The sequence below is a fragment of the Stenotrophomonas sp. FR024 genome (assembly GCF_047500745.2).
In the GTDB taxonomy this organism is placed as follows: Bacteria; Pseudomonadota; Gammaproteobacteria; order Xanthomonadales; family Xanthomonadaceae; genus Stenotrophomonas; species Stenotrophomonas maltophilia_A.
Map to the genome: position 1 here is coordinate 96,325 of NZ_JAXAXM020000008.1, position 13,296 is coordinate 109,620.

16 protein-coding genes and 1 other RNA gene are annotated in these 13,296 nt (G+C 66.5%); 6 read left to right on the forward strand and 11 right to left on the reverse strand.

Features of this window, described 5'->3' with window-relative positions:
- Positions 1–131 precede the first annotated feature (131 nt).
- A complete protein-coding gene (locus ACMZ91_RS11005) occupies positions 132–815 on the reverse strand; it encodes a hypothetical protein (RefSeq protein ID WP_032128378.1) in 684 nt (227 codons plus the stop codon).
- Between the two features lie 108 nt (positions 816–923).
- On the opposite strand from ACMZ91_RS11005, the gene ACMZ91_RS11010 reads away from it, so the two are divergent.
- The 3 genes from ACMZ91_RS11010 to ACMZ91_RS11020 all read left to right on the forward strand — a co-directional run bounded on the left by ACMZ91_RS11010 (position 924) and on the right by ACMZ91_RS11020 (position 3,811).
- A complete protein-coding gene (locus ACMZ91_RS11010) occupies positions 924–1,742 on the forward strand; it encodes an SDR family oxidoreductase (protein WP_134951480.1) in 819 nt (272 codons plus the stop codon).
- A 93-nt stretch (positions 1,743–1,835) separates the two neighbouring features.
- A complete protein-coding gene (locus ACMZ91_RS11015; RefSeq protein ID WP_414576940.1) occupies positions 1,836–2,828 on the forward strand; it encodes a YiiG family protein in 993 nt (330 codons plus the stop codon).
- A 17-nt stretch (positions 2,829–2,845) separates the two neighbouring features.
- On the forward strand, positions 2,846–3,811 hold the full coding sequence (locus ACMZ91_RS11020; RefSeq protein WP_277778974.1) for a YiiG family protein: 966 nt from the start codon (positions 2,846–2,848) through the stop codon (positions 3,809–3,811).
- Between the two features lie 65 nt (positions 3,812–3,876).
- On the opposite strand, the gene ACMZ91_RS11025 is transcribed toward ACMZ91_RS11020, so the two are convergent.
- Positions 3,877–4,749 (reverse strand): ion transporter, encoded by an 873-nt coding sequence (locus tag ACMZ91_RS11025; protein WP_032128376.1) that lies wholly within the window; start codon positions 4,747–4,749, stop codon positions 3,877–3,879.
- Between the two features lie 63 nt (positions 4,750–4,812).
- Between ACMZ91_RS11025 and ACMZ91_RS11030 the strand changes: the two genes are divergently transcribed.
- Entirely contained in the window at positions 4,813–6,039 is a 1,227-nt protein-coding gene (locus tag ACMZ91_RS11030; protein WP_006467246.1) for an acetylornithine transaminase, read from the forward strand.
- Positions 6,040–6,092: 53 nt separating this feature from the next.
- Here ACMZ91_RS11030 and ACMZ91_RS11035 read toward each other — a convergent pair whose 3' ends face one another.
- A complete protein-coding gene (locus ACMZ91_RS11035; RefSeq protein ID WP_293795510.1) occupies positions 6,093–6,695 on the reverse strand; it encodes an HAD-IA family hydrolase in 603 nt (200 codons plus the stop codon).
- Positions 6,696–6,818: 123 nt separating this feature from the next.
- On the opposite strand from ACMZ91_RS11035, the gene azu reads away from it, so the two are divergent.
- Positions 6,819–7,268, forward strand: coding sequence for an azurin (gene azu / locus ACMZ91_RS11040; RefSeq protein WP_414576937.1), 450 nt, complete (start codon positions 6,819–6,821; stop codon positions 7,266–7,268).
- A gap of 111 nt (positions 7,269–7,379) precedes the next feature.
- On the opposite strand, the gene hemL is transcribed toward azu, so the two are convergent.
- Together hemL and thiE are read right to left on the reverse strand one after the other, a co-directional pair.
- On the reverse strand, positions 7,380–8,669 hold the full coding sequence (hemL, locus tag ACMZ91_RS11045) for a glutamate-1-semialdehyde 2,1-aminomutase (RefSeq protein ID WP_414576935.1): 1,290 nt from the start codon (positions 8,667–8,669) through the stop codon (positions 7,380–7,382).
- 16 nt (positions 8,670–8,685) lie between these two features.
- A complete protein-coding gene (gene thiE / locus ACMZ91_RS11050) occupies positions 8,686–9,312 on the reverse strand; it encodes a thiamine phosphate synthase (protein ID WP_414576933.1) in 627 nt (208 codons plus the stop codon).
- Between the two features lie 34 nt (positions 9,313–9,346).
- Here thiE and ACMZ91_RS11055 point away from each other — a divergent pair, with 34 nt between their 5' ends.
- On the forward strand, positions 9,347–9,571 hold the full coding sequence (locus tag ACMZ91_RS11055; RefSeq protein WP_080291769.1) for a rubredoxin: 225 nt from the start codon (positions 9,347–9,349) through the stop codon (positions 9,569–9,571).
- 59 nt (positions 9,572–9,630) lie between these two features.
- Here ACMZ91_RS11055 and ACMZ91_RS11060 read toward each other — a convergent pair whose 3' ends face one another.
- From ACMZ91_RS11060 to ssrS, 6 genes are all read right to left on the reverse strand, one after another.
- Positions 9,631–10,476, reverse strand: a complete 846-nt coding sequence (locus tag ACMZ91_RS11060; RefSeq protein WP_010484022.1) for a SirB1 family protein — start codon at positions 10,474–10,476, stop codon at positions 9,631–9,633.
- A 300-nt stretch (positions 10,477–10,776) separates the two neighbouring features.
- A complete protein-coding gene (locus ACMZ91_RS11065; RefSeq protein WP_414576930.1) occupies positions 10,777–11,220 on the reverse strand; it encodes a DUF192 domain-containing protein in 444 nt (147 codons plus the stop codon).
- A 21-nt stretch (positions 11,221–11,241) separates the two neighbouring features.
- The gene (gene rpiA, locus ACMZ91_RS11070) at positions 11,242–11,889 is read right to left on the reverse strand and encodes a ribose-5-phosphate isomerase RpiA (protein WP_006389802.1); all 648 of its coding nucleotides are present in this window, start codon (positions 11,887–11,889) and stop codon (positions 11,242–11,244) included.
- Between the two features lie 22 nt (positions 11,890–11,911).
- On the reverse strand, positions 11,912–12,391 hold the full coding sequence (locus tag ACMZ91_RS11075) for an EVE domain-containing protein (RefSeq protein ID WP_414576928.1): 480 nt from the start codon (positions 12,389–12,391) through the stop codon (positions 11,912–11,914).
- The gene (locus tag ACMZ91_RS11080; RefSeq protein ID WP_107431543.1) at positions 12,388–12,981 is read right to left on the reverse strand and encodes a 5-formyltetrahydrofolate cyclo-ligase; all 594 of its coding nucleotides are present in this window, start codon (positions 12,979–12,981) and stop codon (positions 12,388–12,390) included. Before ACMZ91_RS11080 ends, ACMZ91_RS11075 begins: the two co-directional genes overlap by 4 nt.
- An 83-nt stretch (positions 12,982–13,064) precedes the next feature.
- A non-coding RNA gene (ssrS, locus tag ACMZ91_RS11085) (6S RNA) lies at positions 13,065–13,250 on the reverse strand.
- Positions 13,251–13,296 lie beyond the last annotated feature (46 nt).

Here is a 13,296-nt window from a genome sequence, read left to right on the forward strand (position 1 = left end):
CGCGAAATATGAGGTACTGCCGCTCTGGTCGTCGTTCGGCTTTTGGTCAGGGGAAAGCCAATATCCACGGTCCGCTGGGTGTTGGGCGCGGGGCAGGCCCCGCCCACCACAGCATCGCGACGCTCAACGCCTTACGGCGTCGCCGGCACCACCTGCTGGCCAATGAAGTTGCGCTTGGCATCGAAGTCATAGGCGATCTGCAGCTGCCCCACGTCCGGGCAGGCGTGGCAGTCGCGCAGCGGCGTGCGGTACAGCAGGCGGATGCCGCCGTTATCCAATGGCGAAGCGCCGGCCGACTGCGCCGGTGCGAACGGCGTGGCTTGCGGGTTGGCCTTCAGCAGCTCCTGCACAGTGGGGTCGGCACGCAGGGTGTCGTCCAACTGCACGGCATCCACATCGATGCGCTTGCCGCTGGCATCGACCAGGCGGGTGCCTTCATTGGTGTTGGCGCGGAACGGATACTCGACCGTGGCAATGCCCAGTCCTTCGTTCTCGTGCCAGGCGGTCACATAGGCCAGCTCGCCGCCGCTGGACAACTGCTCGGCGGCGGTGATGGCATCGGCGCTGGCGCCACCCGCGCGCATCGCATCGCGCAGACAATCGCGGGTCGCGGCGTTCTCACCCTGGCGGCAGGCGTTGAGATCGCCATCCCAGACCACCGCCTCGCTCCAGCGCATCTTGCCGTCGGCGGCGGCCTTCTCCGCGCTGGGCGCGTCACCGGCGGGCGGCTCCTTTCCGGGTTCCGGCGAACGGCCCTGGCAGGCGGTCAGCAGGACAAGCCCCAGGGCAGGCAGCAACAGGCGGGAACGGCGCATGGCGTGGACCTCGTGCGTTGTCTGGAGGCCCAAGTATCGTCAAGGGCGGGTGAACTCCGCGTCGGCGCGGCATACTAGCGGCTCATTGCATACGCTGGAGTGTGGAACGTGGGCAGTCTGCAGGGCAAAACCCTTTTCATCACCGGTGCCTCGCGTGGCATCGGCCTGGCCATCGCACTGCGCGCTGCGCGCGACGGCGCCAACGTGGCCATCGCGGCCAAGTCGTCGGTGCCGAATCCGAAGCTGCCGGGCACGATCCATAGCGCGGCCGAAGCGGTAACGGCAGCCGGTGGCCAGGGCCTGGCCCTGAAGTGCGACATCCGCGAGGAAGAGCAGGTGCAGGCGGCGGTGGCGGCCACGGTCGATACCTTCGGTGGCATCGACATCCTGATCAACAACGCCAGCGCGATCTGGTTGCGCGGCACGCTGGATACGCCGATGAAGCGCTTCGACCTGATGCAGCAGGTCAATTCGCGTGGCAGCTTCCTGTGTGCGCAGGCCTGCCTGCCGTACCTGCTGCAGGCGCCGAACCCGCACATCCTCACCCTGGCGCCGCCGCCGAGCCTGGCGCCGAAGTGGTGGGCACCGCACACCGGCTACACGCTGGCGAAGATGGGCATGAGCTTCGTCACCCTGGGCCTGGCCGCCGAATTCGGTCCGCAGGGCGTGGCGGTGAATGCGCTGTGGCCGCGCACGGTGATCGCCACCGATGCGATCAACATGATTCCGGGCGTGGATGCGGCTGGCTGCCGCACGCCGCAGATCATGGCCGATGCCGCACATGCGGTGCTGGTGCGTGAAGCGGCCGGCTTCCACGGCCAGTTCCTGATCGACGATGAAGTGCTGGCACAGGCCGGTATCACCGATCTTTCCGGATACGCGGTGGATCCGTCGCGGCCGTTGTTGCCGGATCTGTTCCTGGATTGACCGCGCGTCGCTGGAAGAGGCCGAGGGCTGCGACCCTCGGCCTGCTGCGCTAGAATGCGTGGCTGTAATCGTTTTCAACAAGGATGTGAGCACATGTCACGCACTCTTTCCGTGGCGGCGCTGGCCGCTTCGCTGTCGTTGATCCTGACCGCCTGCGGTGGCAAGGCACCCGCAGCTGCGGGCGCCGCCGCTGCCTCCGGCACGCTGGACGCCAGCACGGCCCCGTCCGATACACAGCAGCAGTTGACCGCCAAGCTCAACGCCTACATCGGCTGCTTCAACGCGCTGGATTCGAAAACCCACGGCAGCATCCAGTCCTACACGCGCTGGATCAAGGATGTCGACGCTGGCCCGACCGGACGCGAGACGCACGTGTACGGCCCGTTCGAGATCAGCGACTACGACATGAAGCAGTGCGACGCTCCGGTGACCGAGGCGATTGCTGCCAAGCCGGCGCTGGCCGAACTCGATGCGGCTGCAGGTCACTACCAGCAGGCGCTGAAGGCACTGGTGCCGGTCAGCAAGGACGCGCATGACTACTACGATCGCCAGGACTACGAAGACGACCAGTTCGCCAAGGGCAAGCAGCTGCACGCGCCCTTGATGGCCGCCTTCAAGGATTTCGTGGCTGCCAGCGAAACGTTCAATGCCGAGCTGGAGCGCCAGAACGACGCTGCCCAGCGCGAGCAGCTCAAGGCGCTGGAACAGGCCGAGGGGCGCACGCGCGAGTACTACCGTCTGGCGATGATGCTGGAAGCCAAGGCCATCATGGATCTGATGAGCGAGGATGATTTCGATCAGGCCAAGGCCCGCGAACGCCTGGATGCCTTCAACCGCATTTCCGATGAAGCGCACGCCAAGGTTGCCGACCAGGAACCGGGCAAGTCGGACTGGGAAGGCTTCGAGCGTGGGGCCGAGAATTTCCGGCGCGAAGGCAAGGAGCGGCTGCAGCGCGTCAGCGAGAAAAAGCCTTACACCGATTTCGAACGACGCATGCTTGATTCGCCGTCGATGGCGCCGCGTGGCTCTGCCAGCAAGCTCATGCAGGAATACAACACGCTCGTTTTCCAGAGCAACCGCCAGTGACCGGCGCGCCAGCACCCATGCGAGAGACCATGACGACTTCCTGTCTGCGTATCGCGCCGCTGCTGCTGATCGGCGCTGTGGCTGGCCTGAGCGGCTGCAACAAACCGGCAGGGTTGTCGCTGGCCGACCCCAGCCTGGAGAAGGTGAACGCCTACATCGAGTGCTACAACGGCGTTGAACAACCCATTCACGAGGGTTTCCAGACCTACACCAGCTGGATGAAGGACCCTGAAGCCGGCCCGACCGGCAATGAAGCGCAACCGCGTTCGCCCGGGAAGGTGCTGTCGCACCGCGTCGAGTACTGCGGCCAGCCACTGACCGACGCGCTGGCGAAGACCCCGGCCTTGCCGATGGATGGCCCCGCGCGTGACTATCAGCAGGCCTTCCAGGCATTGAACACCCTGGTCGAGCGCACCGATGGATACTTCACCCGCGAGGATTATCGTCGTGATGGCGGTGAAGGGATGCGCAGCCAGCATGCCCCGCTGATGCAGGCCTATGCTGATTTCTTCAAGGCCAGCGAAGCGATGGATGTGGCGCTGGAAAAAAACGAGAACGATCGCCGTGCCGCGCAACTGAAGCAGATCGAGGAGAGCGAAGGGCGCTCGCTGGCCTACTATCACCTTCGCCTGCTGGGCGACGGCAAGCTACTGGCCACGGCGTTCCAGGACGACGCACCGGATGTTGCGGCGCTGCGCGTGCAGCTGGCTGACTATCAGGCACTGGTGACGGAAATCCAGAACGGCGGCGTCGGCAAGGACGACCCGATGTGGGGCCACGTGCAGCGTTCGGCGGACAAGCTGGTGCGTACTGCGGGACGTGGCGTCGAGCGCCTGGAGCAGCACAAGCCGATCACCGCCGAAGCACTGGCGGCAGAGCGGAAGGCGTCGGGCAGTTGGCTCACCACCGACCCGGAAGGAGCGCAGTCAACGATCCTCGCCGCATACAATGATCTGGTGACCACCAGCAACCGCATGCGGTGAGCAACGGCACACGCATCCATGCGTAACCGCCGAGAGGTAGTGCCGGCCGCTGGCCGGCATGTGCCTCAATGGTTGAACGCATCCGGCAGCTTGCCGCCGCACTTGCGGCAGTGCAGTGCATCCGGTTCATGGCCTTCCAGCCCACAGTCCGGGCAGCCGCGCGCATCGCGGCGCGCGGCCTGCTCGGCTTCACGCATGGTGCTGGCCAGTTCGGCGGTATAGATGCCGGTGGGCACGGCGATGATGCTGTAGCCGATCAGGATCAGCACCGAGGTGACGAAGCGGCCAAGCACGGTCTGCGGCACGATGTCGCCGAAACCGACCGTGGCCATGGTCACCACCGCCCAGTACATGCTGGCCGGGATGTTGGTGAAGCCGTGTTCGGGGCCCTCGATCACGTACATCAGAGCACCGGCGATGATGGTGATGGTGATCACCGTGAACAGGAACACCAGCACCTTGCGCCGGCTGCGCCACAGTGACGTCATCAATACGCCGCTTTCCTCGATGTAGCGGGTCAGCTTGAGGATGCGGAACACACGCAGGATGCGCAGCGCGCGCACCACCAGCAGGCTCTGCGCGCCGGGGATGAACATCGACAGGTAGGCGGGCAGGATCGACAGCAGGTCGATGATGCCCCAGATGCTCACCGCGTAGCGCAGCGGGCGCTTGACCACCGCCAGCCGCAGCAGGTACTCGGCGGTGAAGATGATCGTGAAGCCCCATTCCAGGATGTACAGGCCGGTGGACCATTCGGCATGCAGGTGCTGCACGCTGTCGATCATCACCACCAGGATGCTGGCGATGATCGCCACCACCAGGATCAGGTCGAAATTGCGCGAAGGCCGGGTGTCGTGGCGGTAGATGATGTCGAACCACCGACGGCGCCAGCCGGTCTCGGTGGCGGGGTTCAGCTGGGGGGCGGAAAACGGTCGCATGGGCGCATTGTGCCGCAGGGGTTCCGGCGCGAGAATGGGGATTCCTGAACCCTGCCGACTGCCATGACCGCCGCTACCGATCCGCTGATCTCCCTTTCGCACTATTACCTGCCGGTCTACAAGCCCCGCCAGGTGGTACTGGAGCGCGGCCAGGGCGCCCGCGTGTGGGACAGCCAGGGCCGTGAGTTCATCGACCTGGCCGCCGGCATCGCCGTGTGTGGCCTGGGCCACAACGACCCGGACCTGGTCGCCGCGCTGGTCGAGCAGGCCGGCAAGCTCTGGCACACCAGCAACGTGTTCTACAGCGCGCCGCCGTTGCACCTGGCCGAGGAGCTGGTGAAGGCCAGCCGCTTCGCCGAGCGCGTGTTCCTGTGCAATTCCGGCGCCGAAGCCAACGAAGTGGCGATCAAGATGGTCCGCAAGTGGGCCTCCAGCCAGGGCCGCCCGGCCGACAAGCGCGTCATCATCACCTTCCGCGGCAGCTTCCACGGCCGCACCATGGGCGCGGTGACCGCCACCGCTCAGCCGAAGTACCAGGAAGGCTACGAGCCGCTGCCCGGTGGCTTCCGCTACATCGATTTCAACGATGAGGTGCAGCTGGAAACCGCGATGGCCGCCGGCGACGTGGCCGCAGTGATGCTGGAGCCGATCCAGGGCGAGGGCGGCGTGATGCCGGCCAAGTCCGGTTTCCTCAAGCGCGTGCGCGAACTGTGCGACCAGCACAACGCACTGCTGGTGCTGGATGAAATCCAGGCCGGCATGGGCCGCACCGGCACGCTGTTCGCGCACTGGCAGGACGATGTGGTACCGGACATGGTCACCCTGGCCAAGGCGCTCGGCGGTGGCTTCCCGATCGGCGCGATGCTGGCCGGCCCGAAGGTGGCTGAGACCATGCAGTTCGGCGCGCACGGCACCACCTTCGGTGGCAACCCGCTGGCGGCCGCAGTCGCGCGCGTGGCGCTGCGCAAGTTGGCCTCGGCGGAGATCGCCGCCAACGTCAGCCGCCAGTCGAAGGCGCTGCGCGATGGCTTCGCCCGCATCAACGACGAGTTCGGTGTGTTCAGCGACGTGCGTGGCCGTGGCCTGATGCTGGGCGCGGTGCTGAGCAAGGACTTCGCCGGCCAGGCCGGTGCGATCCTCGACCACGCCGCCGAGCAGGGCCTGCTGACCCTGCAGGCCGGCCCGGACGTGCTGCGCTTCGTGCCGTCGCTGAACATCACTGACGAAGAAGTGGCCGAAGGCCTGAAGCGCCTGCGCGCAGCGATTGCTGCGTTCATCGCCGCGCGCTGACGCCGCGGCGCTGGGGTCGGATCCCTCTCCTGCGGAGAGGGCTCTGACCCCGATCAGCTCACCGCGTAACGCTTCAACACCTTGCCCAGCCCACGGCCATCACGCACGGTTTCCGCGTGCAGGCCGGCGGCGCGTGCGCCGCGCACATTGGCGAACAGGTCATCGACGAACAGCGTGCGCGCAGGTGCCACGCCGAGTACCTCAAGCGTGCGCAGGAAGACTTCCGGCGCCGGTTTGCGCAGGCCGAAATCGGCGCTGCAGAACACGCGGTCCTGCAGGGCAGGGAACAGTTCCGGCAGCAGGGTGGGCAAGGCCTGTTGCATCAGCGCGCCGTTGTTGGTCAGCACTGCCATCGGCAACTGCAGGGCCTGCAGCCGCTGCAACACGGCAGCCTGCGGATGGCTGGCGGCCCGCCGCGCCGCGGTCCAAGCAGTCACATCGACCGTCGTGCCTAGAAGCTCTCCCAGCTGCGCCAGATAGGCCGGGCCATCCAGCGTGCCATTGTCATGTGCCGCTTCCAGCCCGCTGTCGTACAGCGCGGCCTGCACGGTTTCCGGCACGACATCCAGCGCCTGCGCAAGGTACAGCACGCGCTGCGCGCGCTGGTACTGCACCAGCACGCCATCCACATCGAGCAGCAACAGGTCGATCCGCATTGGCCGAGCATGCCACTGCAGTGAGTGCGCGGGAAACCCTGGAGTTGGCATGCGACAGACGGTCGCAGACGCGGCCGCAGGGGCCTGCCTAGAATGGCGCTTGAATCCGCAGGAGATGCAACAATGAAGGCTTGGATGGTGGCAGTGGGACTGGGCGCGCTGATGCTGGCGCCGTCGGCGATGGCGCGGGTGTGTGCGGTGAGCATCGACAGCACCGACCAGATGAGCTTCAGCAGCCGCGAGATCAAGGTGGCCGGTGATTGCACCGCCGTGGATCTGACCCTGCGCCACACCGGCAAGCTGGCCGCTACCGCGATGGGCCATAACTGGGTGCTGACCCGCAGCGCGGATTACCAGCCGGTGGCGATGGCCGGCATGCGCATGACCCTGGCCGACAGCTACCTGCCGAAGGCCGACAAGCGCGTGCTGGCGCACACCAAGGTGATCGGCGGTGGCGAGACCACGCGCGTGCGCTTCTCTACCCAGGGCCTGCAGAAGGGTGGGGATTACACCTTCTTCTGCTCGTTCCCCGGCCACTTCGCGATGATGAAGGGCAAGTTCGTCTTCGGTTGAGCAGCCACGCATGGCGTGGCTCTACCAGGAAAAAAAGGGGACGGAGGGGATTAAGTCGTTTGTGCACAAACGACTTAATCCCCTCCGTCCCCTTTTTCGTGCAGAGCGGGCTCAGCCCTTGGCGGCCTTGAACGCCACGCGTGCGGCGGCCAGCGTGGCCTCGATCACGGCATCGTCGTGCGCACTGGACAGGAAGCCGGCCTCGTACGCCGACGGTGCCAGGAACACGCCCTGGTCCAGCATCGCGTGGAAGAAGCGGTTGAACGCCGGGATGTCACAGGCGGTGGCCTGCGCATAGGTCTCCACCTTCTCGCTGGTGAAGAACAGGCCGAACATGGCGCCCACGTGGGTGGTGGTCACCGCCACGCCGGCGTCGGCGGCGGCCGCTTCCAGGCCGGCACACAGGCGCGCGGTGCGCTCGGCCAGGTCGGCGTGGAAGCCCGGCTGCTGGATCAGTTCCAGCATCGCCAGGCCGGCGGCCATCGCCACCGGGTTGCCGCTCAGCGTGCCGGCCTGGTAGATCGGGCCGGCCGGGGCGATCTGCTGCATCAGCTCGCGGCGGCCGCCGTAGGCACCCACCGGCATGCCGCCGCCGATGATCTTGCCGAAGGTGGTCAGGTCCGGGGTGATGCCGTAGTGCGCCTGTGCACCGCCAAGGGCAACGCGGAAACCGGTCATCACTTCGTCGAAGATCAGCAGCGCGCCATGCTTCGTGCACAGGTCGCGCAGGTGCTGCAGGTAGCCTTCACGTGGCGGAATGCAGTTGGCGTTGCCGACCACCGGTTCGATGATCAGGCCGGCGATGTCGTCGCCCTGCTGTTCGAACAGGGCAGTAGCCGCTTCGAAGTCGTTGTAGGGCAGGGTCAGGGTCAGTTCGCTCAGGCCGGCCGGCACGCCCGGCGAGGTCGGCACGCCCAGCGTCAGCATGCCGCTGCCGGCCTTGACCAGGAACGAGTCGCCATGGCCGTGGTAGCAGCCTTCGAACTTGACGATGCGGTTGCGGCCGGTGGCGCCGCGCGCCAGCCGGATCGCCGACAGCGTGGCTTCAGTGCCGGAGTTGACCATGCGCACCATCTCGCACGACGGCACCAGTCGGGTGATGGTCTCGGCCATGGTCACTTCGGCCGCGCAGGGCGCGCCGAAGGACAGGCCATTGTCGATCGCCTTCTTCACCGCCTGGCGCACCGCCGTGTGGTTGTGGCCGACGATCATCGGGCCCCAGGAACCGACATAGTCGATGTAGCGGTTTCCATCGACGTCGTACAGGTAGGCGCCATCGGCGCGCTCGACGAAGAACGGTTCGCCGCCGACCGATTTGAACGCGCGCACCGGCGAATTGACGCCGCCCGGCAGCAACTGCTGGGCGCGGGAGAACAGGGCGTGGGACTGGTCGTGGTTCATGGGGCTTTCCTGGGCGTTACGCGAACTGGGCGAGGTAGGCGCGCTGGACCGCAACCGGGTCTTCGGCGGCGAACACGCTGCTGACCACGGCGACCAGATCGGCGCCGGCGTCGATGATGGGACCGACATTGTCCGGCGTCAGGCCGCCGATCGCCACCCGCGGCACGCCCAGTGCGGCGCTTTGCCGCAGCAGGTCGGTATGGGCGCGGCTGTTGGTGACCTTGGTGGTGGTCGGGAAGAACGCGCCGAAGGCCACGTAGCTGGCGCCGGCGGCAACGGCCTGCTCGGCATTGGCCAGCTGGTCGTAGCAGGAGGCGCCGATGATGGCCTCGGCACCAAGCAGCGCGCGCGCGCTGGGGATGTCACCGTCGGTGCCGCCCAGATGCACGCCGGCGGCGCCGACCGCCTTGGCCAGCGCCGGGTCGTCGTTGACGATCAGCGGCACGCCGTGTTCCGCGCACAGCGCCTGCAGGGCGAAGGCCTGCTCGCGCCGCAGCGAGTCGCTGGCGGTCTTGTTGCGGTACTGCAGCCAGGTGGCGCCGGCGGCCAGCAGCGGCGCGGTACGGGCCAGCAGGCGCGCGGTATCCGGCTCGTCCGGGGTGATCAGGTAGACGCCGCGGGGCGCCGGGGAAGCAGAAGTCATCGATGGCTACCGGTGAGTGGACCGCGATGGGACAATGGCGGCCCGTGAATCCAGCCTTGATTATCCGATGAGCGATGCCACCCCCACCACCTTGCGTACCTGGATGTGCGTGGTCTGCGGCTTCCTTTACAGCGAAGCGGAAGGCTTGCCGGAAGAGGGCATCGCGCCGGGGACGCGCTGGGAAGACATTCCCGAGACCTGGACCTGCCCGGATTGCGGGGTGACCAAGGCCGATTTCGAGATGGTCGAGGTCGATTGATGGCGGGGCCTGCAGGCCCTTCTGTGGGTGCGGACCGTTGGTCCGCACACCGGACAACCTCAATGCAGCCGCGGCACCGGCCCGCCGAGGTCGATCAGCTTCTCGCGCAGCCACTGCGCATCGCTGGCTTCCGGGTTGCGCTTCAGATACTGCCCCAGGTCGTGGCGGGCACCGGCCAGATACTCCAGCTGCAGGTAGGCCAGGCCACGGTCACGCAGCGCGTCGTCCTGCTCCGGGGCCAGCTTCAGCAGGCGGTCGGCACTGCGTGCGGCACGGTCCCATTCGCCCGCTTCGGCATACACACCGTGCAGGTTGCGCAGCATCCGCATCAGGATCGCGCGCGCAGGGGCCGGGTCGAGGATCTGCGCCAGCACCTGGTCGTCGGGCATCTGCCCGCCCAGGTGTGACTTGGCCCGCTCGCGCAGTTCGTCCACGTCCAGCGGGCGGCCGCCATTGAAAGGATCCATCACCAGCACGCCGTCGTCCACCGGCAGGCGCACCAGGAAATGGCCGGGGAAGGACACGCCGTCGAGCGGAATGCCCAGCCGGCGCGCGACTTCCATCTGCACCAGCGCCAGCGAGATCGGGTTGCCCAGGCGGCGCTCGAATACCTGGTTGAGGTAGCTGTTGCGCGGGTCGTAGTACTCGTCGTGGTCGCCGCTGTAGCCCAGCTCGTCGAACAGATGGCGATTGATCGCTGCCATCTTCAATGGGCTGTTGTCGATGCTGTCCACTTCCGAACGGAGGTGGTCGACATGGCTCTGGATCAGCGCGTCGTAGGTGGACGGCTGCAGATCGGGGTATTCATCGCGCGCGATCAGCAGCGCGGTCGGCAACAGTGGCAGCGCCTCGTCTTCGAGGTCGGCCAGTGCATCCCAGTCGGGGAGTGAGATCCGGTCCTGCATGACCACAGACTGGCGTCATTCGCAGGCGGTTTCAAGCGGTGCCGCGTGAAAAGAACATCGTCTTGGAAATGTCGTGTCGACCAAGGTCGACACCTACCAACAGCCGCCGGCCAACTGGCAGAGGTGGGGCGGTGTGGGCTTGCAGGACCGCAGGCGCCATGGATGGCGCCTACGAGCCCCCAGGGACGGGTTTACGGCGTGTCCTGCAAGTCCACACCGCCCCGCCATCCCTCGGTAACCCAGCTTTTGCCTTTGATGTTGATTCGGCGGGTGCCGGCCGCTGGCCGGCCGCATCGTTTACTACTCGATGCCCGGGCCGAAGGTCAGCTGGGTGCCGTCCTTCAACTGCAGCTTCTCGGCCTGGCCGGCGTTGAGCTCCAGCACATAGCGCGCCGGTCCACCGCTGGGGTAGGGCGGGCACATGTCGCCGGCCGAGCACGGCGGTACGTCGCGCTGCTGGCTGACCAGCTTGCGCTGGCTGTCGAAGTAAAGGATGTCCAGCGCGATCTTGGTGTTCTTCATCCAGTACGCCTGCATTTCCTCGCGGTCGTGGATGAACAGCATGCCGTGGTCGGCCGCCATCTGGTCGCGGAACATCAGCCCGCGCGCGCGGGTTTCATCGTTGGTGGCCAGCTCCACCTGGTAGCGGGCGCCGTCCAGCTCGACCCAATGGCGGGCCGCGTCGGTGGCGCAGCCGGCCAGGGCCAGCAGCGGAAGCATCAGCAGCGAACGCAACAGCGACATCGTCAGGATCCTTCGAAAGGGTCAGAGCACGACCGGCGGCTCACCACCGACGATCACCACATCGGCGCGACGGCGCGCGAACAGGCCGACGCAGACCACGCCGGGCAGCTGGTTGAGCTCGCGCTCCAGCTTTTCCGGATCGGTGATCTGCAGGTTGTGGATGTCCAGGATCTGGTTGCCGTTGTCGGTGACCACGCCTTCGCGCCAGGTCGGCTGGCCGCCGGTCATGTCGCGGATCTGGCGGGCGACCAGGCTGCGCGCCATCGGGATCACTTCCACCGGCAGCGGGAACTTGCCCAGCACCGGCACCTGCTTGCTCGGGTCGACGATGCAGATGAAGCGCTCGCTGGCCTCGGCGATGATCTTCTCGCGGGTCAGTGCGGCGCCGCCGCCCTTGATCAGGCACTTGTTGGCATCGCACTCATCGGCGCCGTCCACGTACAGCGACAGGTTGCCGCTGTGGTTCAGCTCGATCACCTCGATGCCGTGCTGCTTCAGGCGCGCGGTGCTCTGTTCGGAGCTGGACACGGCGCCCTTGATACGGTGCTGGATGCGGGCCAGGGCATCGATGAAATAGGCCACGGTGGAACCGGTGCCGACACCGACGATCATGCCGTCTTCTACGTACTCGATGGCTTTCTCGGCGGCCAGGCGCTTGGCTTCGGACATGGGAGAACTCTCAGGCAGGGAATCAGGATTTCTTTTCCAGCGACAGCAGCAGCTTCCACTGCGCGGCGGTCACCGGGAACACCGACAGGCGGTTGCCCTTGGCAACCAGCGGGAAGCCCTCGCCGAGTTCTTCGGCGTGCAGCTTGATCTCGTCCAGCGCGATCACCTGCTTGAGCTTGCGGTCGAAGGCCACGTCCACCAGCATCCAGCGCGGGTTCTCGCGCGTGCTCTTGGGGTCGTGGTAGTCGGATTTCGGGTCGAACTGGGTGTCGTCCGGATAGGCCGGGCTGGCGACCGTGGCCAGGCCGACGATGCCGGGCACCTTGGTATTGGAGTGGTAGAACAGGATGCCGTCGCCCACCTGCATGCCATCGCGCATGAAATTGCGCGCCTGGTAGTTGCGCACCCCGTTCCAGGGTTCGACCTTGACCTTGGCCAGGTCATCGATGGAGAAGGCGTCCGGTTCGGACTTCATCAGCCAGTAGTGCTTGCGGGCGGTCATGCGTTCACGGGGGCAGCGGAGGGGAACAGGGTGCCGTCTTCGGTGCAGATCGCATCCACCGGCACGTCCCACGACGCCACCGGCAAGGACTCGACCTGCTGCACCGCGAATGCAGCGCCGACCAGCCAGGGCGGCGCCGGCCGGTCGTGGCGGAAGGCGAAGCTGCGATCATACCAGCCGCCCCCCATGCCCAGCCGCCGGCACTGTGTGTCGAAACCCACCAGCGGGGTCACTACCAGCGCCATCTGCGCCGGTTCCAGGGTGTCTTCCACCGCCACGTCCGGCTCGGGAATGCCATAGCGGTTGCTGGTCAGCGGCTGCCCGGGGCGCCACGGTGCGAAGCGCAGCACGTCACCCGCCAGTACCGGCAGGCAGTAGGTCAGTGTGTCGGGTAGCTGCAACTGCCAGCGGTGCAGGGCGATTTCGCCATCCAGCGCCCAGTAGCCGGCCACGGCGCCTTCGCGCGGGGCGAACGGCAGGGCCAGCAGGGCATCGGCAAGCGATTCGGCGGCGGCAATGCGCTCAGCGGCGGAAAGGTCGCGGCGGCGTTGCCGCAGGTCGTGGCGCAGGGCCTGGCGCGGGTCGGTCATGGCAGCGTGCGGCAAGGATCAGCCGTCATTGTGCCGGAAAGAACAAGGGCGACGCCCGAAAACGCCGCCCTTGCTGGAATATTGCATTCTCCGCAATGTCGATGCATGCGAAACGACCTTGAACCCGGGGGCTCAAGTGGGAACGCTGGAGAACCATCGGGCTTCCCGCTACAAGGCGGACCTGCACTCCCGGCGCTGTCGCGCTCCCGGTGTCGTTCTTAAGGGACAAGGCGAATGTTTGCACATGCCGTCGAGTACCGCAGAGAACGCGTGGCCATTATAGCCAGCACGCAGGATCTGGATAGGCCGTTCGTC

Excerpts from the sequence above, each read along its gene's own strand:
- rpiA (WP_006389802.1), bottom strand. The coding sequence starts at position 11,889 with ATGTCCGAAGCCAAGCGCCTGGCCGCCGAGAAAGCCATCGAGTACGTA.
- ACMZ91_RS11065 (WP_414576930.1), bottom strand. The coding sequence starts at position 11,220 with ATGTCGCTGTTGCGTTCGCTGCTGATGCTTCCGCTGCTGGCCCTGGCC.
- ACMZ91_RS11035 (WP_293795510.1), bottom strand. The coding sequence starts at position 6,695 with ATGCGGATCGACCTGTTGCTGCTCGATGTGGATGGCGTGCTGGTGCAG.
- ACMZ91_RS11005 (WP_032128378.1), bottom strand. The coding sequence starts at position 815 with ATGCGCCGTTCCCGCCTGTTGCTGCCTGCCCTGGGGCTTGTCCTGCTG.
- azu (WP_414576937.1), top strand. The coding sequence starts at position 6,819 with ATGAAGGCTTGGATGGTGGCAGTGGGACTGGGCGCGCTGATGCTGGCG.
- ACMZ91_RS11080 (WP_107431543.1), bottom strand. The coding sequence starts at position 12,981 with ATGACCGACCCGCGCCAGGCCCTGCGCCACGACCTGCGGCAACGCCGC.
- ACMZ91_RS11015 (WP_414576940.1), top strand. The coding sequence starts at position 1,836 with ATGTCACGCACTCTTTCCGTGGCGGCGCTGGCCGCTTCGCTGTCGTTG.
- hemL (WP_414576935.1), bottom strand. The coding sequence starts at position 8,669 with ATGAACCACGACCAGTCCCACGCCCTGTTCTCCCGCGCCCAGCAGTTG.
- ACMZ91_RS11055 (WP_080291769.1), top strand. The coding sequence starts at position 9,347 with ATGGCGGCCCGTGAATCCAGCCTTGATTATCCGATGAGCGATGCCACC.
- ACMZ91_RS11075 (WP_414576928.1), bottom strand. The coding sequence starts at position 12,391 with ATGACCGCCCGCAAGCACTACTGGCTGATGAAGTCCGAACCGGACGCC.
- ACMZ91_RS11025 (WP_032128376.1), bottom strand. The coding sequence starts at position 4,749 with ATGCGACCGTTTTCCGCCCCCCAGCTGAACCCCGCCACCGAGACCGGC.
- ACMZ91_RS11020 (WP_277778974.1), top strand. The coding sequence starts at position 2,846 with ATGCGAGAGACCATGACGACTTCCTGTCTGCGTATCGCGCCGCTGCTG.
- ACMZ91_RS11030 (WP_006467246.1), top strand. The coding sequence starts at position 4,813 with ATGACCGCCGCTACCGATCCGCTGATCTCCCTTTCGCACTATTACCTG.
- ACMZ91_RS11060 (WP_010484022.1), bottom strand. The coding sequence starts at position 10,476 with ATGCAGGACCGGATCTCACTCCCCGACTGGGATGCACTGGCCGACCTC.
- thiE (WP_414576933.1), bottom strand. The coding sequence starts at position 9,312 with ATGACTTCTGCTTCCCCGGCGCCCCGCGGCGTCTACCTGATCACCCCG.